23 protein-coding genes and 2 pseudogenes are annotated in these 22929 nt (G+C 69.3%); 16 read left to right on the top strand and 9 right to left on the bottom strand.

The genetic code is table 11. The features are described 5' to 3' along the window. The first annotated feature begins 35 nt into the window (after window positions 1-35). The 6 genes from MQH10_RS18775 (at window position 36) to MQH10_RS18750 (ending at window position 3679) form a co-directional block, all read left to right on the top strand. Window positions 36-698 carry a class I SAM-dependent methyltransferase gene (locus tag MQH10_RS18775; RefSeq protein ID WP_242565529.1) on the top strand — a complete coding sequence of 221 codons (663 nt, stop codon included), beginning with the start codon at window positions 36-38 and terminating at the stop codon, window positions 696-698. 43 nt (window positions 699-741) lie between these two features. After that, the gene (locus MQH10_RS18770; protein WP_242565528.1) at window positions 742-1089 is read left to right on the top strand and encodes a VOC family protein; all 348 of its coding nucleotides are present in this window, start codon (window positions 742-744) and stop codon (window positions 1087-1089) included. Window positions 1090-1291: 202 nt separating this feature from the next. Then, window positions 1292-2416, top strand: a complete 1125-nt coding sequence (locus MQH10_RS18765) for a S1C family serine protease (protein ID WP_242565527.1) — start codon at window positions 1292-1294, stop codon at window positions 2414-2416. After that, window positions 2413-2985, top strand: coding sequence for a YdeI/OmpD-associated family protein (locus MQH10_RS18760; RefSeq protein WP_242565526.1), 573 nt, complete (start codon window positions 2413-2415; stop codon window positions 2983-2985). Before MQH10_RS18765 ends, MQH10_RS18760 begins: the two co-directional genes overlap by 4 nt. Then, window positions 2982-3335, top strand: coding sequence for an MmcQ/YjbR family DNA-binding protein (locus tag MQH10_RS18755; protein ID WP_242565525.1), 354 nt, complete (start codon window positions 2982-2984; stop codon window positions 3333-3335). Before MQH10_RS18760 ends, MQH10_RS18755 begins: the two co-directional genes overlap by 4 nt. Further along, a complete protein-coding gene (locus MQH10_RS18750) occupies window positions 3332-3679 on the top strand; it encodes an MmcQ/YjbR family DNA-binding protein (protein ID WP_242565524.1) in 348 nt (115 codons plus the stop codon). Before MQH10_RS18755 ends, MQH10_RS18750 begins: the two co-directional genes overlap by 4 nt. Here the strand turns inward: MQH10_RS18750 and MQH10_RS18745 are convergent. Further along, complete coding sequence (locus MQH10_RS18745; RefSeq protein ID WP_242565523.1) at window positions 3676-3897, bottom strand: hypothetical protein; 222 nt, start codon at window positions 3895-3897, stop codon at window positions 3676-3678. The two genes, MQH10_RS18750 and MQH10_RS18745, sit on opposite strands and share 4 nt — an antisense overlap. An 82-nt stretch (window positions 3898-3979) precedes the next feature. Between MQH10_RS18745 and MQH10_RS18740 the strand changes: the two are divergent. From MQH10_RS18740 to MQH10_RS18720, 5 genes and pseudogenes are all read left to right on the top strand, one after another. Continuing rightward, window positions 3980-5505: pseudogene (locus MQH10_RS18740) on the top strand (UbiD family decarboxylase). 305 nt (window positions 5506-5810) lie between these two features. Then, window positions 5811-6212, top strand: coding sequence for an MAPEG family protein (locus tag MQH10_RS18735; protein WP_242565522.1), 402 nt, complete (start codon window positions 5811-5813; stop codon window positions 6210-6212). A 37-nt stretch (window positions 6213-6249) separates the two neighbouring features. Then, a complete protein-coding gene (locus MQH10_RS18730) occupies window positions 6250-7581 on the top strand; it encodes a TldD/PmbA family protein (RefSeq protein WP_242565545.1) in 1332 nt (443 codons plus the stop codon). After that, window positions 7578-8371 (top strand): annotated as a pseudogene (locus MQH10_RS18725) (3'(2'),5'-bisphosphate nucleotidase CysQ). The gene MQH10_RS18730 and the pseudogene MQH10_RS18725 overlap by 4 nt, the downstream one beginning before the upstream one ends. A 23-nt stretch (window positions 8372-8394) precedes the next feature. Then, a complete protein-coding gene (locus MQH10_RS18720) occupies window positions 8395-8640 on the top strand; it encodes a DUF4170 domain-containing protein (RefSeq protein ID WP_242565521.1) in 246 nt (81 codons plus the stop codon). A 145-nt stretch (window positions 8641-8785) separates the two neighbouring features. On the opposite strand, the gene MQH10_RS18715 is transcribed toward MQH10_RS18720, so the two are convergent. Continuing rightward, a complete protein-coding gene (locus MQH10_RS18715; protein WP_242565520.1) occupies window positions 8786-9451 on the bottom strand; it encodes a fused DSP-PTPase phosphatase/NAD kinase-like protein in 666 nt (221 codons plus the stop codon). Between the two features lie 136 nt (window positions 9452-9587). Between MQH10_RS18715 and MQH10_RS18710 the strand changes: the two genes are divergently transcribed. Genes MQH10_RS18710 through lpxK form a run of 5 tightly spaced genes read left to right on the top strand, consistent with a single transcriptional unit; the run spans window position 9588 to window position 15395 of the window. Continuing rightward, a complete protein-coding gene (locus MQH10_RS18710; protein WP_242565519.1) occupies window positions 9588-11366 on the top strand; it encodes an ABC transporter ATP-binding protein in 1779 nt (592 codons plus the stop codon). Further along, window positions 11363-12070 carry a lysophospholipid acyltransferase family protein gene (locus tag MQH10_RS18705; RefSeq protein WP_242565518.1) on the top strand — a complete coding sequence of 236 codons (708 nt, stop codon included), beginning with the start codon at window positions 11363-11365 and terminating at the stop codon, window positions 12068-12070. The genes MQH10_RS18710 and MQH10_RS18705 overlap by 4 nt, the downstream gene beginning before the upstream one ends. Window positions 12071-12100: 30 nt before the next feature. Next, the gene (locus MQH10_RS18700; RefSeq protein ID WP_242565517.1) at window positions 12101-13123 is read left to right on the top strand and encodes a cation diffusion facilitator family transporter; all 1023 of its coding nucleotides are present in this window, start codon (window positions 12101-12103) and stop codon (window positions 13121-13123) included. 11 nt (window positions 13124-13134) lie between these two features. Further along, complete coding sequence (locus MQH10_RS18695; protein WP_242565516.1) at window positions 13135-14391, top strand: 3-deoxy-D-manno-octulosonic acid transferase; 1257 nt, start codon at window positions 13135-13137, stop codon at window positions 14389-14391. Beyond that, window positions 14388-15395 (top strand): tetraacyldisaccharide 4'-kinase, encoded by a 1008-nt coding sequence (lpxK, locus tag MQH10_RS18690; protein WP_242565515.1) that lies wholly within the window; start codon window positions 14388-14390, stop codon window positions 15393-15395. Before MQH10_RS18695 ends, lpxK begins: the two co-directional genes overlap by 4 nt. Here the strand turns inward: lpxK and MQH10_RS18685 are convergent. The 7 genes from MQH10_RS18685 to pstC form a co-directional block, all read right to left on the bottom strand. Further along, entirely contained in the window at window positions 15392-16459 is a 1068-nt protein-coding gene (locus tag MQH10_RS18685) for a phosphotransferase family protein (protein ID WP_242565514.1), read from the bottom strand. The genes lpxK and MQH10_RS18685 overlap by 4 nt on opposite strands. Window positions 16460-16569: 110 nt before the next feature. Further along, window positions 16570-17841 (bottom strand): phosphoribosylamine--glycine ligase, encoded by a 1272-nt coding sequence (gene purD / locus MQH10_RS18680; RefSeq protein WP_242565513.1) that lies wholly within the window; start codon window positions 17839-17841, stop codon window positions 16570-16572. Between the two features lie 47 nt (window positions 17842-17888). After that, on the bottom strand, window positions 17889-18581 hold the full coding sequence (gene phoB, locus MQH10_RS18675; RefSeq protein ID WP_242565512.1) for a phosphate regulon transcriptional regulator PhoB: 693 nt from the start codon (window positions 18579-18581) through the stop codon (window positions 17889-17891). An 11-nt stretch (window positions 18582-18592) separates the two neighbouring features. Then, window positions 18593-19288: a phosphate signaling complex protein PhoU gene (gene phoU / locus MQH10_RS18670; protein WP_242565511.1), complete on the bottom strand. Its 696-nt coding sequence runs from the start codon at window positions 19286-19288 to the stop codon at window positions 18593-18595. 10 nt (window positions 19289-19298) lie between these two features. Then, window positions 19299-20165, bottom strand: coding sequence for a phosphate ABC transporter ATP-binding protein PstB (gene pstB / locus MQH10_RS18665; protein ID WP_242565510.1), 867 nt, complete (start codon window positions 20163-20165; stop codon window positions 19299-19301). A 4-nt stretch (window positions 20166-20169) separates the two neighbouring features. After that, the gene (gene pstA, locus MQH10_RS18660; protein ID WP_242565509.1) at window positions 20170-21462 is read right to left on the bottom strand and encodes a phosphate ABC transporter permease PstA; all 1293 of its coding nucleotides are present in this window, start codon (window positions 21460-21462) and stop codon (window positions 20170-20172) included. Continuing rightward, a complete protein-coding gene (gene pstC, locus MQH10_RS18655; RefSeq protein WP_242565508.1) occupies window positions 21455-22897 on the bottom strand; it encodes a phosphate ABC transporter permease subunit PstC in 1443 nt (480 codons plus the stop codon). The genes pstA and pstC overlap by 8 nt, the downstream gene beginning before the upstream one ends. Window positions 22898-22929 lie beyond the last annotated feature (32 nt).

Raw genomic sequence — 22929 nt, 5'->3', positions numbered from 1 at the left:
TGGCGGAAGGGCCCGCAAAGCCCTAAGCCCGGCGCATGATCCCCCAGACCCCGGAAGGCCGTCGCGCCTTCATCCTTGAGAACACCCGCCTGCAGGCGCCCCCGCACACGCCGGAGCTCCGCCTGCACCTGGCCGACGAGATCACCCCGATCTGGCGGATGACCGAGGAGGCTCTGGAGGAGATCGGCCTGCCGCCGCCCTTCTGGGCCTTCGCCTGGGCCGGGGGGCAGGCGCTCGCCCGCTACATCCTCGACAAGCCCGAGATCGTGGCCGGCAAGCAGGTGGTCGACTTCGCCTCCGGCTCCGGCCTGGTCGGGATCGCCGCCATGAAGGCCGGGGCGGCGCGGGTGCTGGCCGCCGACATCGACGGTTATTGCGGCGCGGCGCTCGGCCTCAACGCCGCCGCCAACGGGGTGGAGGTCGAGTTCACCGACGCCAACCTGCTGGACGCCCCGCCGCCCGCCTGCGACGTGATCCTGGCGGGCGACATCTGCTACGAAAAGCCCCTGGCCGAACAGGTGATGCTGTGGCTCGCCCAGGCCAAGTCCGTCGGCGCGACCGTGCTGATCGGCGATCCCGGCCGCAGCTATTTCCCCCGCGAGGGCCTGGTGAAGCTGGCCGAATACCAGGTCGCCACCACCCGCGAGCTTGAGGACCGCGAGGTCAAGAAAACCTGCGTCTGGACTCTCGCCGACTGAGGCGCTAGCGTCGGAACAAATAGGGAACTTCTGGAGCGGCGCGATGTTCGAAGACGGTAAGATCAGCTATGTGGAAATGCCCGGCCAGGACCTGCCGGCGACCAAGGATTTCTACGCCAAGGCCTTCGGCTGGACCTTCACCGACTATGGCCCGACCTATTCGTCCTTCGGCGAGGCGGGCCTCGACGGCGGCTTCCAGGCTGATCCCGAAGCCGGCCTGACCAAGACCCTGGTGGTGCTGTTCGCCCACGACCTCGAGGCCATGGAGGCCAAGGTCATCGCGTCCGGCGGGGTGATCACCGTGCCGATCTTCTCCTTCCCCGGCGGCCGCCGCTTCCACTTCCGCGACCCGAGCGGGAACGAGCTGGCGGTGTTTACGGAGAGCCAATAAGCTCCAGGTTGTAGTTTGGGTGATGGGATGCGACGGGGGCTGAGCCGTGGGGAACGGAGTTCGGTGGATTGGCGGGCTCTTCGCCGCTTGGGTTCTAGTGTCGGGTAACGCCTGGGCTTCTCCCCCGCTTGAGCTTCCCCCGATACCGGCCATTGCGCCGATCCCTGTCGGCTCGGACGTCAAGCCCACCGAACTCTTCAAGGTGATTTCCGACGTCAAGAACGGACAGGTCTGGGGTGATCTGCGGTTTGGTCCGTTTTGCATTCCCTTCGGCAAGGTGGTCTGGCCGCCCGTGGACGACGAGATCACCCAGGACGAGTTGGTCGAGGCCTTTGATCGCAGAATGAAGGCCGTAGGTTTCGGGCCACGAGACAGGGGATTGTTCGACACCCCAGCGGATATGGCCACGGAGTTTGCGATCGGTGCGCGCGTCACGTCCGTCCAGGCGCGAGTCTGCGGCTGGCCAAACTCGAATGGTCCGACGCTTTGGAAGGGCTCGGCGATCCTGGCCGTCGAATGGCAGATCTATTCCCGCATACAACGCCGCACCGTGGCGACCATCTCCACCAAGGCGGGCTTCGACGTCAGTCAATTCGCCGTGCATGGCGAGCACAAGGCCCTGATCGCGGCCTTTGGCGAGAACGCCAAGGCGCTGGCGGCGGCTCCGGCGTTTCGGGAGGTCTTCATCGCCGCTCCGTCGGACGCCCAGGCCGATCATGACCGGACGACCGCCAAGACGCCCATCCTGATCGCAAGCCTCGGCCAGGGGCGACCCCCGCCGATTTCCGAGGCGACGGGCTCGGTGGTGGTGGTGCACGCCAGCGGCGGCATGGGCAGCGCCTTCCTGGTCTCGCCCGACGGCTATCTGCTGACCAACGCCCATGTGGTCGGAACCGACGCCAAGGTGCGCGTCCACTGGTCGGACGGGTTCGAGTCCGAGGGCGAGGTGGTGCGGGTGCAGAAGGCGCGGGACGTCGCCCTGGTGCGAACGGGTCCGCACGGGCGGACACCGCTCCCGCTACGGACCGCCAAGGCGACGCCGGGCGAGGCGGTCTTCGCCATCGGCGCGCCCCTGCAGGAAGCGCTGCAGGGCACCGTGACCAAGGGGATCGTTTCCGCCAACCGCATCCTGGACGGCTTCAGCTTCATTCAAAGCGATGTCGCCGTCACCCATGGCAACAGCGGCGGCCCCCTGTTGGACGAAAAGGGCCTGGTGATCGGCCTGACCGACTTGGGCTACCGGCCCGACGGGGTGCCGGAGAATATCAACTTCTTCATACCCATCGGCGACGCCCTGGACTTCCTGAACCTCAAGCCCGCGCCATGAGCGACTCCCCCCGGTTCTTCGAGACCCAGGCCGCTTGGCGCAATTGGCTGAGCGAACACCATTCGCGGGCGTCCGAAATCTCGGTGGGCTTCTGGAAGGTCGGGTCGGGCCGCGCCTCAATGACCTGGCCGCAATCGGTGGACGAAGCCCTGTGCTTCGGCTGGATCGACGGGGTACGCCACCGCATCGACGACGAGGCCTACCGCATCCGCTTCACGCCCCGGAAGCCGGGCGGAATCTGGAGCCAGGTCAATCTGAAGCGCTTCGCCGAGCTGGACGCCCTGGGCCTGGTCGCCCCCGCCGGTCGCGCCGCCCACGCGGTCGGCCAGTCCCGGACGCTCAAATATTCCTACGAGAAGCCGGCGGAGGTCTTCAGCCCTGAGGAGCTGGCCCGATTCCAGACCGAGGCCGCCGCCTGGGCCCAGTTCCAGGCCTTTCCCCCGTGGTATCGCAAGGTCGCGGTCCATCGGGTGGTGAGCGCCAAGGCCGCCCCCACCCGCGTCCGGCGCCTGGAGATTCTGATCGCGGCCAGCGCCGAGGGCCGGCAGCTGGGATCGGCCACCAAGTGACCCCCGACGAGATGCGCAGCCTCGCCCTCGCCATTCCGGGCGCCGAGGAGGGCTTCAATATGGGCTCGGTGGTGTTCAAGGTGAACGGCAAGGTCCTGGCCCGGCTGCTGGGCGCGGACGCCATGATCGTGGGCGTGAGTTTCGACGAGCGCGAAATGCTGCTCCAGGCCGAGCCCGAGACCTTCCACATCACCGACCACTACAAGGACTATCCCGGCATGCTGGCGAGGCTCGCCAGCCTGACGCCTCAGGCCCTGGAGCGCTTCCTGTGGAAACGCTGGCGTCAGATCGCGCGCAAGTCCGACATCAAGGCCTATGATGCCCGACGCGAGCAGGAGAAGCGCCCATGACCCCCGACGAAATGCGCGAGATCGTGCTGTCCTTCCCCGGGACCGAGGAGGGCGTGTCCTATGGCCATCCGGCCTTCAAGGTGGCGGGCAAGTTCTTCACCCGCCTGCGCAAGGACGACCAGAGCGTCGTGCTGATGGGCGTCCATGTCGACGAGCGCGAGATGCTGATGGAGGCCGAGCCGGAGACCTTCCACATCACCGCCCACTACCGCGACTATCCCGCCGTGCTGGCCCGCATCGCGACCCTGCACCCCGGCTCGTTCCGCAACTTCCTCGACCGCCGCTTTCGGGAGATCGCGCCGAAGAAGCTGGTGAAGGAATTCGACGCGGCGAAGGCGGGCTAGAACTCGTCCTCGATCGAGGCGCGGAACAGTTCGAACACTTCCGAGGCCCGCTCCGGCGTGACCTCCTCCGCCTCGGCCTCGGGCGCAGGCCGGGCCATGGCCGTCAGCCGCCCGGCGACGCCGCCGTTCTGGACCAGCAGCAACTCCTCCCCCGCCTCCAGCCCGGTCAGCAGGGCGGCGAGCTTGGGCGGCAGGTCATCAAGGTCGAGGCGCTTCATGCCGGTGATCTTAAGCCGCCGCGCAGGTGACAGCCAGACCCGCGCGCCCTAACTAACCGGCACGACCGAACCGGGAGCGGACATGGCCTACAAGTCCTTGCGGGATTTCATCGCCAAGCTGGAGAAGGCGGGCGAACTGGTGCGGGTGACCGAGCCGGTCTCCACCGTGCTGGAGATGACCGAGATCCAGCGCCGCCTGCTGGCCACCGGCGGCCCCGCCGTCCTGTTCGAGAACGTCATCCGCGCCGACGGCGAACCGTCGAACATGCCCTGCCTGGTCAATCTGTTCGGCACGGTGAAGCGGGTCGCCATGGGCGTGACCCTGGACGGCGTCGAGCGCACCACCGCCGGCGAGTTGCGCGAGGTGGGCGAACTCCTGGCCTTCCTGCGCGCGCCTGAGCCGCCGCGCGGCATCAAGGACGCCATGGAGATGCTGCCGCTCGCCAAGACGGTGATGTCCATGCGGCCGGCCACGGTGAAGAAGGCGCCCGTGCAGGAGATCGTGCTGAAGGGCGACGACATCGACCTGACCAAGCTGCCGATCCAGACCTGCTGGCCGGGGGAGCCCGCCCCCCTGATCACCTGGCCCCTGGTGGTCACCAAGGGCCCGTCCGACGACCGCGAGGACAACTACAATCTCGGCATCTACCGGATGCAGGTGCTGGGGAAGAACCGCACCATCATGCGCTGGCTGGCCCACCGTGGCGGCGCCCAGCACCACCAGCGCTGGAAGAAGGCCGGCAAGCGCGAGCCTCTGCCCGCCTGCGCGGTGATCGGCGCCATCCCGGCACCATCCTGGCGGCCGTGACCCCGGTGCCCGACACCCTGTCGGAGTACCAGTTCGCCGGCCTGATGCGCGGCGCCAAGCTCGACCTCGTCCCCGCCAAGACCGTGCCCCTGATGGTCCCGGCCCAGGCCGAGATCGTGCTGGAGGGACACGTCCTGCTCGACGAATACGCCGACGAGGGGCCGTACGGGGACCACACCGGCTATTACAATTCCGTCGAGCGCTTCCCGGTGTTCGAGATCAGCGCCATCACCATGCGCAAGAACCCGATCTATCTGACCACCTTCACCGGCCGGCCGCCGGACGAGCCCAGCGTGCTGGGCGAGGCGCTCAACGAGGTGTTCATCCCCCTGATCCGCCAGCAGTTCCCGGAGATCGTCGACTTCTGGCTGCCGCCCGAGGGCTGCTCCTACCGCATCGCTGTGGTCTCGATGAAGAAGGCCTATCCGGGCCACGCCAAGCGGGTGATGATGGGCGTCTGGAGCTATCTGCGGCAGTTCATGTACACCAAGTGGGTGATCGTCGTGGACGACGACATCGACGCCCGCGACTGGAAGGACGTCATGTGGGCGCTCTCGACCCGCATGGATCCGGCCCGCGACGTGACCCTGATCGAGAACACCCCCATCGACTATCTGGACTTCGCCTCTCCGGAGAGCGGGCTGGGTTCCAAGATCGGCCTGGACGCCACCAACAAGTGGCCGCCCGAGACCCATCGCGAATGGGGCGAGAAGCTCGGCATGGACCAGGCGACGGTCGAGGCCGTCACCGCCAAGTGGTCGCGGCTGGGCCTGCCGGGGTCTGGGGATCCGGTGGACTGATACGGATCGCCGCCACACCTTCGAGACGCGGCGACACCCGATATTGACCACAAAGGGCACAAAGGAAGCGAAGGACACGAAGACGCGGCGGCGAGGCGGGGACAGCGATCATCCAGTCTTCGGCGCGAAGCGCCCGTCGATATTCCCGAGCGAAGGCCCCATCCTTTGTGACCTTCGCGCCCTTTGTGCCCTTTGTGGTTCAATCCTGCCGTTCCGCTTGCCGGCGCGCCGCAGACAATCCCGGGCTTGCCCTCGGCGCCAATCCGCGCACAACTGCCGGCCCCGCGGCCCAGGAGAACATTGTTATGGACGTCGTCAATTCGGGTCACGCCGCCGCGCTCTGGGTCGGCCTGCACCTCCTGCTGCTGCTGGTCCTGTCCCTGCTGGTCGTGCGCCAGCGCCAGCGTCACAAGGTCGCTCTCGGCGATGGCGGGGTGCCGGAGCTGGCCCAGGCCATCCGGGCCTTCGGCAACGCCACCGAATATGTCCCCGCCGCCATGGTCGGCATCGCGGTCCTGGCGGTGGTCGACGCCCCGCCGCTGGCCGTGCATGTGGCCGGCTTCCTGCTGTTCGTCGGCCGGGTGCTGCACGGGGTCGGCCTGTCCAATTCCGGCGCCGCCTCCTTCCCCCGGGCCATCGGCATATTGATGACCTGGATCGCCTATGTGTTCCTGGGCGCGGTGCTGCTGTTCTACGCCGTGGCTTAAGCTTGCCCCCGGCCCTCCGGGCGGCCATATGGCGGGGATGGAAGAGAGCCTCTTAGCCGATGTCGTCGCCGCCGCCCTGAAGGCCGGAGCCGACGCCGCCGAAGCCGTCGGCGCCGAACGCCACGCCCTGGGAATCAGTGTCCGCCTGGGCAAGCTCGAGGAAGTGGAGCGGGAGGAGTCCCGCGACATCGGCCTGCGGGTCTTTGTCGGCAAGCAGCAGGCCACCGTCTCCGGCTCCGACATCTCCACCGAGGCCCGCGCCAAGCTGGTCGCCCGGGCCGTCGCCATGGCGAAGCTCGCGCCGGAAGATCCCTATGCGGGTCTCGCCGAGGCCCACGCCCACGCCGGCGCGCCGCACCAGGACCTCGACCTGTTCGACGCCTCCGAGCCCAGCCCGGAAGAGCTTGAGGACCGGGCCCGCGCCGCCGAGGACGCCGCCCGCGCCATGCCGCGCATCTCCAATTCCGAGGGCGGCTCGGCCTCCACCTCCCGCTCGACCTGGCGGCTGGTCACCTCCAATGGCTTTTCCGGCCTGCACCGCGCCTCGGGCTTCTCGGTCGGCGCCTCCGTCGTCGCCGGCGAAGGCGACGAGATGGAGAGCGGCTATGACGGCCGCTCCACCCGCTGGCTGTCCGACCTGCCCGCCCCCGACGTGATCGGCGCCGAGGCCGGCCGCCGCGCCGCCGCCCGCCTGGGCGCCCGCAAGATCGACTCGACCACCGCCCCGGTGATCTTCGAGAACCGCCTGGCCACCTCGCTGATCGGCCCCCTGATCGGCGCCATTTCCGGCCCCTCCATCGCCCGCGGCAACTCGTTCCTGAAGGACAAGCTCGGCCAGCAGGTCTTCGCCAAGGGCGTGCGGATCACCGACGACCCGCACAAGCGCCGCGGCCTGGGCTCCTCGCCCTTCGACGACGAGGGCGTCGCCAATCGCGCCTGGAACCTGATCGAGGACGGGGTGCTGACCACCTGGCTGATGAACACCTCGTCGGCGCGCCAGCTGGGTCTTTCGACCACCGGCCACGCCTCGCGCGGCCTGGCGGGTCCGCCCGGCGTCTCCACCTCGAACCTCACCCTCGAACCCGGCCAGCTCGACCAGGCCGGCCTGATGCGCGAGGCCGGCTCCGGCGTGCTGATCACCTCGATGTTCGGCCCCTCGCTGAACGGCAACACCGGCGACTGGTCGGTGGGCTGCGCGGGCTTCTGGTTCGAGAACGGCGAGCTCGCCTATCCGGTCACCGAGATCACCGTGGCGGGCAATCTGATCGACATCTACGCCCGGCTGGTCCCCGGCGCGGATCTTGAGATCCGCGGCTCGGCCAACGCCCCCTCCATCCTGGTCGACGGACTGGCCATCGCCGGGAAATGACGCACCAAGCCGATCTCGACCTGATCCTGAACGCGGCCCGCGCCGCCGGAGACCTGGCCCTGGCCCTGCGCGATCAGGGCCTTGAGATCGAATACAAGGCCGCCGACTCCTCGCCGGTCACCAACGCCGACCTGGCGGTGGACCAGCTGCTGATCGACACCCTGCGCGCGGCGCGGCCCGACTATGGCTGGCTGTCGGAGGAGACGGCCGACAATCCCGACCGCCTGGCCTGCCGCCGCCTGTTCGTGGTCGATCCCATCGACGGCACCCGCTCCTACGCCAAGGGCCGGCCCTGGTGGTCGGTGTCGATCGCGGTGATCGAGGATGACCAGCCGGTGGCCGGCGTGGTCTACGCCCCCGACGTGGGCGAGCTCTACAGCGCCAAGGCCGCGCCGGCGCCTGGCTGAACGGCGCGCCCATCGCCCCCTCCGACCGCGAGGCGCTGGAAGGCTCGCGCATGGTCGGCGACATCCGCATGTTCCAGCACCCCGCCTGGCCCGAGCCCTGGCCGCCGATGCAGATCGAGGCGCGCAGCTCGACCGCCTATCGCATGTGTCTGGTGGCGGCCGGCGCCTTCGACGCGGCCCTGGTGCTGGTGGCGAAGTCCGACTGGGACCTGGCCGCCGCCGACCTGATCGCGCGGGAAGCCGGCGCCTATAGCGGCGACCATCTGGGCCGCCCCTTCGCCTACAACGGCAAGACGCCTGCGCAGCACAGCCTGCTGTGCGCGACGCCGGGGCTCGCGCCATTGATCCTTAACCGAGTCCGGCATATCGCCTTGGGGAATTGATTCCTTTTAGGAAAACTTCCCACATGCCTGACAAGCAGCTCCTGCACCTCGTCATCGGCGGCGAACTGGCGGACCTCGAACACAACACCTTCCGCGATCTCGGCAAGGTCGATCTGGTCGGCGCCTATGGCAGCTATGGCGAGGCGCTGGCCGCCTGGCGCGCCAAGGCCCAGTCCACCGTCGACAACGCCCTGATGCGCTACTTCATCATCCACGCCCACAAGCTGCTCGACCCGGACCTGGACCCGGACCACGACCACGAGCATTGAGACTTGGCCCTCTCCCCGCTCGCGGGGAGAGGGTTGGGTGAGGGGCTCTGCTGACGGCCCGCGACCAAACCGCCGGCCGCAAGACGCTCCGCTTCGCGACGCGCCCCTCACCCTACCCTCTCCCCCAAGGGGGCGAGGGAGATAACTACTCCCGCTTCACGAGCCCGTCCGTCAGCAACCGCCCCCACATCTGGCTGCGGAAGTCGGCCTTGATGCCGGCCTCGTCATAGGCGGGGCTGTCGACCCATTCGAGGAAGGTCAGGCCCGCAGGTTCGCCCTCGGCGAGGTAGCGCTCGAAGGTGTAGTCCAGCACCCCGGTCTTGCCCTGCTTCACATGCAGGTACTTCAGGGACAGCTGCTCCAGGGCCTCGCGGATCGGCAGGCCCTTTCGGAAGTGCATGTAGAACACGCTCATGATCCCGGCCCGGTCCGCGCCGGACTTGCAGTGGATCAGGGCGGGATATTCGATCGACTCGAACAGGGCCTTGGCGCCGTGGACGCGGGCGCGGCTGGGGACCTCGCGGGAGGTGATGGTGAAGTCGACCATCTTCAGGCCCAGGCGCGCGCAGGCGTCCTTCTCCAGCGCATAGAAGCTGGCGTCGAAACCGCCCCGCAGATTGACGATGGTCTTGATCCCGCGCCGCTTCCATTCGGCCAGCTGGAACGGCCAGGGCTGATTGGTCCTGACCAGCTCGTCGCTGATCCAGTGGGCGTTGGAGAACCGGAGCCTCAAATAGGCGTGGTCCTTCCACAGATAGTCGAGATAGGTCGAAAACCGGCCGCGCGGCGAGGTCAGATCGAATTCGGCCACGGGGCGCTCCGGAGGATGACCGCCCCTAACTAGGGGCTGATGGGGCGAAACGGAAGCTTTCCAGGGCGATAGGCCCTATATGGCGCAGGTTCCGCTGATCTTGACTTCCCGCCCCAGACCGCCGACCCAGACGAGAATGACCGCCCCCAGCCCCGACGCCGCCGAGCTTCCGGCCCGCGCCCTGATCGGGCGGATCGCCAGGACCTATCTGGCCCCCCGCTGGAAGGGCCTGACCGTGGCCATGCTGGCCGCCGTCTGCGTGGCCCTGCTGTCCTCGGCCCTGGTCAGCATCCTGAAGCCGGCCGTGAACGACCTGATGGTCAATCACAAGACCGCCGCCCTGGTGTCGATCCCGGTCACCATCGCCGCCATGGCGATCGGCCGGGGGATCGCCCAGATCATCCAGGCCTCGCTGATCAACCGCATCGGCAACGCCGTGGTCGGCGACGTTCAGGTGCAGCTGTTCGGCAAGCTGGTCCGCGCCGACCTCGCCCATCTGCGCACCCAGCATTCGGGGGCCTATGTCTCCTCGGTGCTCTATGACGCCGGCCTGATCCGCGAGGCGGCGACCTCGGGCGTGATCAACTACACCCAGCACTTCCTGACCGTGGTCGGCGCCATCTGGGTGATGGTGGCGGCCGATCCCTATCTGTCCCTGACCCTGATCGTCGCCGCGCCCCTGTCGACCAGCATCATGCGCCGCTTCTCCAAGCGCACCACCAAGGCCGCCAAGGGGGCCATGGTCGAGACCTCGGCCCTGTCCACCGCCATCATGGAAAGCCTGGACGGCGTCCGGGTGGTGAAGATCGAGAACCGCGAGGCCTATGAGGAGGCCCGCGTCGCCGAGGTGGTGCAGCGGCGGCAGGACTTCCTGGTCAAGGGCGCCAACGCCCGGGCCCGCGCCGCGCCGGCGACCGAGACCCTGATGACCGTCATCACCGCCGGCGTCATCGCCTATGCCGGCTGGCGCTCGCAGTCGGGCCACATGTCGGTCGGCGCCTTCGTCGCCTTCCTGGGCGGCCTGGGCGTGGCGTCGCAATCCCTGCGCCAGATCGCCAATCTGCAGACCGTGATGGCCGAGGGCCTGTCGGCGGCGCGCCGGCTGTTCGTGGCCCTGGATGTGGAGCCGGAGATCGGTGATGCGCCCGGCGCGACCGTCCTGGCCCGCGGCGAGGGGCTGATCGGTTTCGAACATGTCGGCTTCGCCTATGCCGGCGGCCCCGCCACCCTGACCGACATCAGCTTCAGCGTCGCCCGCGGCCAGACCGTGGCCCTGGTCGGCCCGTCCGGCGGCGGCAAGACCACCCTGCTCAACCTGATCCCGCGCTTCTATGACGCCACCGAGGGCCGGGTGACGATCGACGGGACCGACATCCGCTCAGTGACGCTCAGTTCCCTGCGCGACCAGATCGCCCTGGTCACCCAGGAGCCCTTCCTGTTCGACGACACCATCCGCGCCAACATCGCCTATGCCCGGCCCCAGGCCAGCCAGGCCGAGATCGAACAGGCCGCGCAAGCCGCCGCGGCCCACGACTTCATCACCGACCTGCCCAAGGGCTATGACACCCTGGTCGGCGAGGCCGGCGCCCGGCTGTCCGGCGGCCAGCGGCAGCGGATCGCCATCGCCCGCGCCTTCCTGAAGAACGCCCCCATCCTGCTGCTCGACGAGGCCACCAGCGCGCTGGACACCGAGAGCGAGGCCCTGGTCCAGGCGGCTCTGGCCCGCCTGATGGCCGGCCGCACCACCATCCTGATCGCGCATCGCCTCTCGACCGTGCGCGGGGCCGACCGGATCTATGTGATCGACAAGGGCCAGGTGGTCGAACAGGGCGATCACGCCGCCCTGATCGCCCAGCGCGGCCTCTATGCCCGCCTGGCCAAGAGCCAGGACCTGGAGGCGGAGGACGCGGCGTGAAGAAGATCCTGCGCAATCCCGGCGTCCAGGCCGTCCTGGGCCTCCTCCTGGCCGGCTACCTCATCCTGATCCGGCGGACGACCCGCTGGACCCATGTGGGGCTGGAGAAGGTCGAGCCGACGCTCAGTTCCGACCAGGGCGCCATCGGCCTGTTCTGGCACGGACGCATCCCCCTGTGCCTCGGCATCGGCCAGGTCTGGTGGCGGAAGCCCAAGCTGCGCTGCCTGGTCTCGCCCTCCTCGGACGGGGAATTCATCGCCCAGGCGCTCGCCCGCGCCCGCTTTCCGGCCATCCGCGCCTCCTCCGCCAAGAAGGGCGATTCCGCCAAGGCCCGCGCCGTGGTCGCCGCCTTCCGCGAGGCCATGACCTGGGTCGGCGACGGCGGGGTGCTGATCGTCACCCCGGACGGGCCGCGCGGCCCCAACGAGGTGATCGCCTCGGGCTCGCTGCAGATCGCCAAGCGCACGGGCGCCCCGGTGTTCCTGATGGGCCTGGCCGCCGCGCCCGCGATCCAGCTCGACACCTGGGACAAGGTGATGTTCGCCCGGCCCTTCGGCCGCGGGGCGACGGTGTGGGAAGGCCCGTTCCACGTGCCCAAGGACGCCGATGACGCCCTGATTGAATCCCTGATCGCGGAATGGTCGGGGCTGCTGTCGGATGCTACACGCCGAGCCGAAAAGCTGGTGGCGCGCGTCGCCGATTGATCCGGCGACTTCTCAGTGAGACATAGGGCCATGGCGCACGATCCCTCCGGCCACTCCCACGACCACGGGCATGATCACGGCCACAGCCATGGCCACGCGCACGATCATGGTCATGGACACAGCCACGGACACAGCCACGGCGCCCACAGCCATGGCGGCCACGGTCACAGTCATGCGCCCAAGGACTTCGGCCGCGCCTTCGCCATCGGCATCATCCTGAATTTCGGCTTCGTGCTGGTCGAGGTCGGCGCCGGCCTGTTCTCCCACTCCCTGGCCCTGCTGGCCGACGCCGGCCACAACATGTCCGACGTGCTGAGCCTGCTCCTGGCCTGGGGCGCGACGGTGCTGGCCAAGCGCGCGCCAAGCACGCGGCGCACCTATGGCCTGCGCAAGGGCACGATCCTGGCCTCCCTGACCAACGCCGTCCTTCTGCTGGTCGCCGTCGGGGTGATCGCGTCTGAGTCCGTGCGCCGGCTGATGGAGCCGACCACCATCGCCACCCTGCCGGTGATGATCACCGCCGGCGTCGGGGTGATCATCAACACCGCCACCGCCCTGATGTTCATGAAGGGCCATGACGACCTCAACGCCCGCGGCGCCTTCCTGCACATGGCCAGCGACGCGGCGGTGTCCCTCGCCGTCGTGCTGGGCGCGGCGGTGATGACCCTGAACAGCAGCCTGACCTGGCTGGACCCGGTGCTCAGCCTGGGGATCGGGGTGGTGATCGTGGTCGGCACCTGGTCCCTGCTGCGGGATTCCGTGGACCTCGCCCTCGACGCCGCGCCGCGCGGCATCGACGTCAATGCGGTGAAGACCTGGCTGACCGGCCGCCCCGGCGTGACCGATGTCCACGACCTGCACATCTGGGCCATGAGCACCACCGAGACGGCGCTCACCGTCCACCTGACCCGCCCGGCCAACGCCGAGCCGGACAGCTTCCTGCACGCCACCTGTGAGGGCCTGGCCCACCAGTTCGGCATCGGCCATTGCACCCTGCAGATCGAGACCGGGGACGCGGCGAGCTGCAAGCTCTCCCCCGCCGAGACCGTCTGAGCGGCGCGGCCTTGGCCCCCGCCAGCCTGGCGCTCTATGGCGCCGCCACCGGCCTGATGGAGCCCTTCGCCCCGGCCCTGCTGCGCCGCCGCGCCGTGGCCGGCAAGGAGGACCCCGCGCGCCTCGCCGAACGGCTGGGGCGCGCCGACCGGCCGCGGCCCGAGGGGCCCCTGGTCTGGCTGCACGGGGTGAGCGTGGGCGAGAGTCTGTCCCTGCTGCCGCTGATCGCGGCGCTCGGCGCGCGGGCGCCGGAGACCCGCATTCTGGTCACTTCCGGCACCCGCACCTCGGCCGAGCTCCTGGCGCGCCGCCTGCCGCCCGGCGTCATCCACCAGTACGCCCCGGTGGACGGGCCCCGCACGGTCGCCCGCTTCCTCGACCACTGGCGGCCGGACCTCGGCGTCTTCGTCGAGAGCGAGCTGTGGCCCAACATGATCCTGGCCGCCAAACGCCGGGGCGTCCGCCTGGCCCTGGTCTCCGCCCGGATGACCCAGGCCAGCGCCCGGGGCTGGGGACGGGTCCCCGCCGCCGCCCGGACCCTGCTCGGCGCCTTCGACCTGGTCCTGCCCCAGGAGGCCGAGACCGCCGATCGCCTGGCGCGCCTGGGCGCCCAGGTCGGCCCCTTCCTCAGCCTGAAGCAGGCCGGCGGCCCCCTGCCCTGCGACCCGGCCGAGCTGGAGCGACTGCGCGCGGCGATCGGCGCGCGGCCGGTGATCCTGGCCGCCAGCACCCATCCGGGCGAGGAGGAGATCATCGCCCGCGCCTTCCAGGCCGCCGACCGCGACGCCCTGCTGGTCGTCGCCCCGCGCCATCCCGACCGGGCCGAGGAGATCGCCGCGGCCCTGACCGCCCAGGGCTTCGAGGTCACCCGCCGCAGCGCCGGGAGCCCCCCCGGCCCGGGGATCTATCTGGCCGACACCTTGGGCGAGATGGGCCTGTTCTTCCGCCTGGCCCGCGCCGCGATCATGGGCGGCAGCTTCCTGCCCGGCGTCGGCGGGCACAATCCGCTGGAGCCCGCCCGGCTGGGGATCGCCGCCGTGACCGGCCCCCACGCCTTCAACGCGCGGGCGGTCTATGACGAGATGTTCGCCGAGGTCGCGGCCATCGAGGCGGCCGACGAAGCCGCGCTCGCCCGCCACATCGCCGGCCTGATCGACTATCCGGCCATCGCGCGGCGGATCGGCGAGGCTGGCCTCGCCTATGCCGAACGCCAGGGCGCGGCGCTCGACCAGGCCATGACCCTCCTCGCCCCCCTGCTGCGCCCATGAAGCTGCCCACGCCCCGCTGGTGGTATGTGCGCGAGGGCGCCCCGGCCCCGGTCAGCCGCGCCCTTCTGAAGCCCGTCTCCTGGATCTGGGCCTGGGCGACAGCGCGGCGTATCGCCCGCGCCCGTCCGGTCGATGTCGGGGCGCCGGTGATCTGCGTCGGCAATCTGACGGCCGGCGGGGTCGGCAAGACCCCGGTGGTGCGCGAGCTGCTGCGCCGGCTGACCGCCCGCGGCGTCGCCGCCCACGGCCTGTCGCGCGGCTATGGCGGATCTCTGGCCGGGCCCGTCCAGGTCGATCCCGCCCGCCACAGCGCCGCAGAGGTGGGGGACGAGCCCCTGATGCTGGCGGCCGATGCGCCCATATGGATCGCCCGCGACCGTGCCGCCGGGGCCATCGCCGCCGTCCGGGCCGGCGCCCAGGTCGTGGTCATGGATGACGGCCACCAGAACCCCAGCCTGAAAAAGGCCCTGTCCCTGGTGGTGGTCGACGGCGAGACCCGCAACGGTGAATGGCCGCTGGGCGACGGTTCGGTGTTCCCGGCCGGCCCCTTGCGCGAACCCCTGGCCGTGGGCCTGGCCCGCGCCGATGCGGTGGTCCTGATGCTGCCCGACGACCTCGCCCAGGCCGATCCTGAGCTGCTGGCGGTGTTCGGGACCCTGCCGGTGCTGATCGCCCGCGTGGTTCCGGACGCCCCGCCGCCGGCCGGGCCGCAGCTGGGCTTCGCCGGCATCGGCAAGCCCTGGAAGGTGGAGCGCGCGCTCAAGGCCGCGGGCTGCGACCTCAAGGACTTCGCCAGCTTCCCCGACCACATGGCCTATGACGCGGCCACCCTGAAGGCGCTCGCCGACCAGGCGGCGCATCTGGGCGCCGGTCTCGTCACCACGGAAAAGGACTGGGCGCGCCTGCCGCCGGACTGGCGTGAGAAGATCGTCGCCTGGCCCGTGCGCTGCGTGTTCGAGGACGAGGCGGCGCTGGACGCCCTCCTCGCCCCCTTGATGTCTTAAGCGCCGGCCTTTTTGGCGAAGTCCCAGCCGGCCTTGGCCAGCAGCGGCACACGCTCGGCCATGGCCGCGGCCTGCGGGCTGTTGGCGGTGCCGTCGCGCACCCGGCCCACGATCCCCTGCAGGATGCCGGCGAGGCGGAAGCTGTTATAGGCGAAGAACCAGTTCACCTCCGGCAGGCCCGAACGGCCCGTCAGGCGGCAGTATTCGGCCACATATTCCTCGATGGTCGGAATGCCGTGGGCCTTGAGGTCCGGGATCTGGGCGATCGAGCCATTGACCCAGTTCATCAGCAGATAGGTGAAGTCGGCCAGGGGCTCGCCCAGCGTCGACAGCTCCCAGTCGAGGACGGCGATCACCTTCGGCTCGGTGGCGTGCAGCACCATGTTGTCGAGGCGGTAGTCGCCGTGGACGACCGAGGTCCGCTCCTGGGCCGGCACCGACTGGGGCAGGTATTCGATCAGCCGCTCGATCTCGTCGATCTTCACGGTCTCCGAGGCGCGGTACTGCTTGGTCCAGCGGTCGACCTGACGGCCCATATAGTTGCCGGGCTTGCCATAGTCGCCGAGGCCGATGGCCTCGTAGTCGGTGTTGTGCAGGTCGGCCAGGGTCTTGAGCTTGGCCATATAGATCGCGTGGCGCTCGGCGGGCTCATAGGCCGGCAGGGACTGGTCCCAGAGGATGCGACCCTCGACCATGTCCATCACGTAGAACATCGTGCCGATCACGGCGTCATCGGTGCACAGGCCGTAGGAGCGGGCCACCGGGAAGCCCGTGGGATAGAGCGCCGAGATCACCTTGTACTCGCGGTCCACGGCGTGGGCCGAGGGCAGCAGCTTGCCCGGCGGCTTGCGCCGCATGACGTATTTCTTGTTGGGCGTGACCAGCTGATAGGTCGGGTTCGACTGGCCGCCCTTGAACTGGCGGACCTCGAGCGGACCCTCATAGCCCTCGACATTGGCGGCCATCCAGGCGGCCAGGGCGGCCTCGTCAAAGCGGTGGCTTTCGGCCACTTCCTTGGTGCCCGTGTTCAGCTGTTCGCGTTGCTGCTCGGCGGCGTCGGCCATGGCGTTCCCTGTCGTCTCTTACGCTTGTTTGAATGCACCTTACCGATCCGCCCTGGGCGCGAGCAAGCGCGACGCCGAGGCGCAGACCGATTCTTCGAAAAATTCGCCGCCTAGCGCCCGAGCACGCGCCAGCCGATGTCGCGGCGATGGAAACCCTCCGGCCAGTCGATGCGGTCCACGGCGGCATAGGCGCGGTCGCGGGCGGTCCTGAGGTCCGGGCCGCGGGCGCAGACGTTCAGCACCCGCCCGCCGGCGGCGCGCAGCGTCCCGTCGGCGTCGCGGCGCGTTCCCGCATGGAACACCACCACGTCCGGGCCGAAGTCGGCCTCGGCGCCCTTGATCTCGCTGCCGGCCTCAGGCGCATCGGGATAGCCCTTGGCCGCCAGCACCACGCAGACCGCCGCCTCGTCGCGCCAGACCGGCTCCGGCATGATGTCGAGCTGGCCGGTGGCGCAGGCCAGCAGATAGGGGACGAGGTCGCTCTCCAGCCGCAGCATCAGCGCCTGGCATTCCGGATCGCCGAACCGGGTGTTGAACTCGACCAGCTTGGGACCGTCCTTCGTCGCCATCAGCTCGACGAACAGCACGCCGCGATAGGGCGCGCCCTCGGCGGCGATGCCCGCGAAGGCGGGCTCGGCCAGGCGGGTGCGGATCTGTTCCGTCAGTTCGGGGGTGAAGACCGGGGCCGGGGAATAGGTGCCCATGCCGCCGGTGTTCGGCCCCTGCTCGCCGTCGAAGGCGCGCTTGTGATCCTGGACGCCGCCGAACAGCATCGAGGTCTTGCCGTCGCACAGGGCGAACATCGAGCCGATTTCGCCCTCCAGGAACTCCTCGATCACCACCCGCGCGCCGGCCGCGCCGAACCGGCCGGCCAGGCAATCGTCGATGGCGGCTTCCGCGGTCGCCAGGTCGGGCGCGATCACCACGCCCTTGCCGGCCGCCAGGCCGTCGGCCTTGATCACATAGGGCGGCTTGAAGGCGGCGAGGCCGGCCTTGGCGAGACCTGCGTCCTCGAACACCGCATAGGCGCCGGTGGGCAGGCTGTGGCGGTCGCAGAACGCCTTGGTGAAGGCCTTGGAGCTTTCCAGCTGGCCGGCGGCGGCCACGGGTCCGAAGCAGGAGATCTCGGCCGCCTCCAGGGCGTCGGCGAGGCCGGCCTCCACGGAGACCTCCGGCCCGATCACCACCAGGTCGGCGGCGACCTCCCGGGCCAGGGCGACCAGCCCCGGCACGTCGGTCGGCTTGACGTCGCGCAGCTCGCCCAGGGCGGCCATGCCGGGATTGCCCGGCGCGATGATCAGGCGCGCGGTGAGCGGCGAGGCGGCGATCTTCCAGGCCAGCGCGTGTTCACGCCCGCCCGAACCCACGAGAAGTATGTTCATGGACCGGGGCTTTCGCGCGCGGCGCGCCCCGGGTCAAGCCGCCGCCGTCAGCTGTCCATGTCCAGCGAGTAGCCGGCCGAGCGGACCGTGCGGATCGGATCGCTCAGCACGTCGTCGCGGTTCAGCGCCTTGCGCAGGCGCCCGATATGGACGTCGACCGTGCGGGCCTCGACATAGACGTCCGAGCCCCAGACCGCGTCCAGTAGCTGCTCGCGCGAGAACACCCGGCCCGGATGCTGCATCAGATAGTCCAGCAGCCGGAACTCGGTCGGACCCAGGTGGATCTCCTTGCCCTGGCGCTTCACCCGGTGGGCCACGCGATCCATGATCAGGTCGCCGATCGCCACCCGGTCCTCGGCCAGGCCCGGCCGGATCCGGCGAAGGACCGCGCGGATGCGGGCCGACAGCTCGCTCATGGCGAAGGGCTTGACCACATAGTCGTCGGCGCCGGTGTCGAGGCCGCGGATGCGGTCGCTCTCCTCGCTGCGGGCGGTCAGCATGATGATCGGGACGTTGCGGCTCTCGGTCCGCTGGCGCAGCCGGCGGCAGACCTCGATGCCGGAGACCTTGGGCAGCATCCAGTCGAGCACGATCAGGTCGGGCAGGCGCTCGCTGGCGAGCGTCAGAGCCTCCTCGCCGTCGGAGGCCACGACCACGTCGTAGCCTTCCTTGTCGAGATTGTACTGCAGCAGGGTGGAGAGGGCGTCTTCGTCCTCGACCACCAGAATGAACGGGATCACGTCAGTCGCTCCTAGCCGCGCAGGGCGTCGGTCTTGGGCCGTTCGGCCGAGATCATTTCCTCGCCGGTGATCTCGTAGTGGATGATCTCGGCGATGTTGGTGGCGTGGTCGCCGATCCGCTCAAGGTTCTTGGCGACGAACAGCAGGTGGGCGCAGGCGGTGATCGTGCGCGGGTCGCCCATCATGTAGGTCAGAAGTTCGCGGAACAGGCTGTTGTAGTGCTCGTCCACCTCGTCGTCCCGGCTCCAGACCAGGATGGCGCGGTCGACGTCGGACGAGGTGTAGGCGTCCAGCACGTCCTTCAGGCGACCGCAGACCAGACGGCCCATCCGCTCGATCGAACGGGTCAGCGGGGCCATGGGCTCGGCGTCGGCCAGGATCAGGGTGCGCTTGGCGATGTTCTTGGCCAGGTCCCCGCAGCGTTCCAGATTGGTGGCGATCTTCATCGCCGCCACGGTGCGGCGCAGATCGTTGGCCATGGGCTGGCGCAGGGCGATCAGGCGGATCGACTTGCGCTCGATGTCGGCCTGCAGGACGTCCAGCCGCTCGTCGCGGTCGACGACGGATTCGGCCAGCGACTTGTCGCGCTTGATCACGGCTTCCAGGCTGTCGGCGACAGCCGCCTCGGTCAGACCGCCCATCCGCGCGCATTCGGCGGTCAGGGTGTTCAGTTCGTCCTCATAGGACTTGACGATGTGCTCGTTCATGGCGGGGTCCTCAGCCGAAGCGGCCGGTGATGTAGTCCTGGGTGCGGGAATCGCGGGGGTTGGTGAAGATCTCGCCGGTCGGCCCGGCCTCCACCAGCTTGCCCAGGTGGAAGAAGGCGGTCTTCTGGGACACCCGCGCCGCCTGGGCCATGGAGTGGGTGACGATGACGATGCAGTACTGGTTGCGCAGCTCGTCGATCAGTTCCTCGATCTTGGCCGTGGCGATCGGGTCCAGCGCCGAGCAGGGCTCGTCCATCAGGATCACCTCGGGGCTGACCGCGATGGCGCGGGCGATGACCAGGCGCTGCTGCTGGCCGCCGGACAGGCCGGTGCCGGGCTGGTGCAGGCGGTCGGCGACCTCGGCCCACAGGCCGGCCCGCTTCAGGGAGGATTCGACGATGGCCTCGAGCTCGGCCTTGCCGGTGGCCAGGCCGTGGATGCGCGGACCATAGGCGACGTTCTCGAAGATGGTCTTGGGGAACGGGTTGGGCTTCTGGAACACCATGCCGACCCGGGCGCGCAGCACCACGGGATCGATGGACCTGTCGTTGACGTCCTCGCCGTCCAGCTCGATGCGGCCGCGCACCGTGCAGCCCGGGATGGTGTCGTTCATCCGGTTGATGCAGCGCAGGAAGGTGGACTTGCCGCAGCCGGAGGGGCCGATCAGGGCGGTGACCGCCCGTTCCGGCACATCCAGCCCGACGTCGAACAGGGCCTGCTTGTCGCCATAGAAGACGTTGACGTCGCGGGCGCGGATCTTGATCGCGGCGGACTTGTCGGCGCTGTGGCCGCGGTCGACGGCGATATGGACGGCCGGGGCGGCGGCGCCTTCGTCGTCGCGGTGGCGCAGGGGCTGGTTGAATTGGCGCTGGTTCATCGCATTACCACCGACGTTCGAAGCGGCGGCGAAGCAGGATCGCGGCCATGTTCATGATGATCATGAAGGTGAGGAGGACGAGGATCGCCGCGGCGGTGCGTTCTTCGAACGCGCGCTCCGAGGCGTTTTCCCAGATGAAGACCTGGACCGGCAGGACGGTCGCCGCCCCGGTGAAGCCCTGGGGCACGCCGGGCACGAAGGAGATCATGCCGATCATCAGCAGCGGCGCGGTCTCGCCCAGCGCATGGGCCAGGGACAGGATCGCCCCGGTCATGACGCCGGGCATGGCCAGCGGCAGAACGTGGTGGAACACCGTCTGGGTGCGCGAGGCGCCGACCCCGAGCGCGGCCTCGCGGATCGAGGGCGGCACCGCCTTCAGCGCCGAGCGGGTGGCGATGATCACGGTGGGCAGGGCCATCAGGGCCATGACCAGACCGCCGACCAGGGGCGAGGACCTGGGCACGCCCAGCCAGTTGATGAACACCGCCAGACCCAGCAGGCCGTAGACGATGGAGGGCACGGCGGCGAGGTTGTTGATGTTCACCTCGATGAGGTCGCTCCAGCGGCCCTTGGGCGCGAACTCCTCCAGATAAGTGGCCGCCAGCACGCCGACCGGAATGGCCAGGGAGGCGGTGACCAGCAGCATCATGGCCGAGCCCACGATGGCGCCCAGCACGCCGGCCTGTTCGGGCTCGGTGGAATCCGACTTGGTGAGGAAGCCGAAATTGAAGCCGCCCTTCACCAGGCCCTTGGCCTTGAGCCGATCGAGCCAGGCGAGCTGCTGGTTGTCCAGCTTGCGCTCCGACTCGTCGGTCGTGCGCTTCATCTGGCCCTTGTAATAGAGCTGGCCGTCGGCGCGGACCGGGCCGGTGATGGTGATGGTCTTGCCGATCAGGCTGTGGTCGGCCTTGACCTTCTCCAGCACCTGGAAGCCGAGGTCGGTGGAGATCAGCTCCATCAGCTTGCCGGACTGGGTTCCCAGCTCGTCGTCCTTCTCGCCCAGCCGGGCCAGGGTCTGATCGGCGATCAGGAGGTCGTAATTGGCGCCGGACAAGTCATCGACCTGGACCCGGGCCGGATCGACATAGACCGGCAGGCTCAGCTGATAGTCGACGAAGGTCGTATAGCCCTGGGCCACGATCCGGCCGACCAGGACGGCCAGGAACAGCAGGGCCACGATGATCGCGGCGCGGCCATAGAAGCGGAACCGCAGCTCCTCGGCGTGGCGGCGCTTGAGGCGGGCCTCGACGGTCTGGCGGAGGGACGGCTGAGCCGTCGGGAGGGCGGCGTCAGTCATACTGTTCCCGGTACTTCTGGACGATGCGCAGGGCGATGATGTTCAACAGGAAGGTCACCACGAAGAGGGTGAGGCCCAGGCCGAAGGCGGCCAGGGTCTTGGGACTGTCGAACTCCTGATCGCCCGTCAGCAGGGTGACGATCTGCACGGTGACCGTGGTCACGGTGTCGAGGGGATTGATGGTCATCTTGGCCTGGAGGCCGGCGGCCATGGTCACAATCATGGTCTCGCCGACGGCGCGGGACACCGCCAGCAGCATGGCGGCCATGATCCCCGGCAGGGCGGCGGGCAGCACCACCTTCTTGACCGTCTCCGAGCGGGTGGCGCCCATGGCCAGGCTGCCGTCGCGCAGCGCCTGGGGCACGGAATTGATGATGTCGTCGGAGAGCGAGGAGACGAAGGGGATCAGCATGATGCCCATCACCGCCCCGGCCACCAGGGCCATCTGGTTCTGGACCGACATCAGATAGAGGGCGAGGCTGTTCAGGGGGCCGCCCGCCAGGGCCTCGCCCAGGGCGTGGAAGCCGGAGCGGAAGATCGGCCCGACCGTCAGGGCGGCGAAGAAGCCGTAGACCACCGTCGGCACCCCCGCGAGGATCTCCAGCAGCGGCTTGACCACCGCCCGCGACAGGCCGCCGGCGTATTCCGAGAGATAGATGGCCGAGAACAGGCCGATCGGCGCGGCCACGATCATGGCGATGATCATGATCAGGAAAGTGCCGGCGAACAGCGGCACCGCGCCGAACGCGCCCTTGGAGGCGTACTGGTCCGAGCGCATGGCGATCTGCGGGTCCCATTCGCGGCCCAGCAGGAAGTCCTGCAGCGGCACCGCGTGGAAGAAGCGCAGGCTCTCCCAGACCAGCGAGCCCACGATGCCGACCGTGGTCAGGATGGCGGTGACCGAGCAGACGATGAACAGGCCCGCCACCCAGCCCTCGACCTTGTTGCGGGCGCGGAAGTCGGGGCGGATGCGGCGCAGGGCCAGGAACACGCCCGACAGGGCCAGGACCGCCGCGGCGGCCACCGACCCGTAGGCGATCAACGCCTCCAGCTGGCGGGCCTGGGCCGTCTTGGCCTGGAGGGCGGCCTGCATCGGGCCCTCGTAGCTGGTCTCGCTGGCCTGCAGATTGTGGGCCGTGGCCCGGACGTCGTCGAAGAACACCTGCTGTTCGGCAGGGGTCAGCTGGGCGACGGCCGCCGGCGGCTGAACCCGCAGCAGGGCGTCTTCCAGCCGTCCGCCGAACATGGCCGCCAGCAGCACCAGCAGGGCGGCCGGCGCGCCGGCCCAGAGCGCGACATAGGCGCCGTAATAGCCCGGCAGGGAGTGCATATTGCGCGGCGAACCGCCGGCGGCGGCGCTGACCTTGCGCCGCGCGGCGACATAGGTCGTCCCGGAGAAGAGGACGAGCGCCAGGAGGGCCACCCAGGTGAGCATGTGGTCTCGCGGTTCCTGCGATTACGAGCGGG

The sequence above is a fragment of the Phenylobacterium aquaticum genome (genome assembly GCF_022695515.1).
Taxonomy (GTDB): Bacteria; Pseudomonadota; Alphaproteobacteria; order Caulobacterales; family Caulobacteraceae; genus Phenylobacterium; species Phenylobacterium aquaticum.
Note: the sequence above shows the minus strand (reverse complement) of the source record. Positions and strands in the feature narration are given on the sequence as shown.

Coding starts and splice junctions, on each gene's coding strand:
- MQH10_RS18735 (WP_242565522.1), top strand. CDS start 5,811: ATGGACGTCGTCAATTCGGGTCACGCCGCCGCGCTCTGGGTCGGCCTG.
- MQH10_RS18745 (WP_242565523.1), bottom strand. CDS start 3,897: ATGAAGCGCCTCGACCTTGATGACCTGCCGCCCAAGCTCGCCGCCCTG.
- pstA (WP_242565509.1), bottom strand. CDS start 21,462: ATGACTGACGCCGCCCTCCCGACGGCTCAGCCGTCCCTCCGCCAGACC.
- MQH10_RS18770 (WP_242565528.1), top strand. CDS start 742: ATGTTCGAAGACGGTAAGATCAGCTATGTGGAAATGCCCGGCCAGGAC.
- pstC (WP_242565508.1), bottom strand. CDS start 22,897: ATGCTCACCTGGGTGGCCCTCCTGGCGCTCGTCCTCTTCTCCGGGACG.
- MQH10_RS18700 (WP_242565517.1), top strand. CDS start 12,101: ATGGCGCACGATCCCTCCGGCCACTCCCACGACCACGGGCATGATCAC.
- MQH10_RS18720 (WP_242565521.1), top strand. CDS start 8,395: ATGCCTGACAAGCAGCTCCTGCACCTCGTCATCGGCGGCGAACTGGCG.
- MQH10_RS18775 (WP_242565529.1), top strand. CDS start 36: ATGATCCCCCAGACCCCGGAAGGCCGTCGCGCCTTCATCCTTGAGAAC.
- purD (WP_242565513.1), bottom strand. CDS start 17,841: ATGAACATACTTCTCGTGGGTTCGGGCGGGCGTGAACACGCGCTGGCC.
- MQH10_RS18730 (WP_242565545.1), top strand. CDS start 6,250: ATGGAAGAGAGCCTCTTAGCCGATGTCGTCGCCGCCGCCCTGAAGGCC.
- MQH10_RS18710 (WP_242565519.1), top strand. CDS start 9,588: ATGACCGCCCCCAGCCCCGACGCCGCCGAGCTTCCGGCCCGCGCCCTG.
- MQH10_RS18685 (WP_242565514.1), bottom strand. CDS start 16,459: ATGGCCGACGCCGCCGAGCAGCAACGCGAACAGCTGAACACGGGCACC.
- pstB (WP_242565510.1), bottom strand. CDS start 20,165: ATGAACCAGCGCCAATTCAACCAGCCCCTGCGCCACCGCGACGACGAA.
- phoU (WP_242565511.1), bottom strand. CDS start 19,288: ATGAACGAGCACATCGTCAAGTCCTATGAGGACGAACTGAACACCCTG.
- MQH10_RS18760 (WP_242565526.1), top strand. CDS start 2,413: ATGAGCGACTCCCCCCGGTTCTTCGAGACCCAGGCCGCTTGGCGCAAT.
- MQH10_RS18750 (WP_242565524.1), top strand. CDS start 3,332: ATGACCCCCGACGAAATGCGCGAGATCGTGCTGTCCTTCCCCGGGACC.
- lpxK (WP_242565515.1), top strand. CDS start 14,388: ATGAAGCTGCCCACGCCCCGCTGGTGGTATGTGCGCGAGGGCGCCCCG.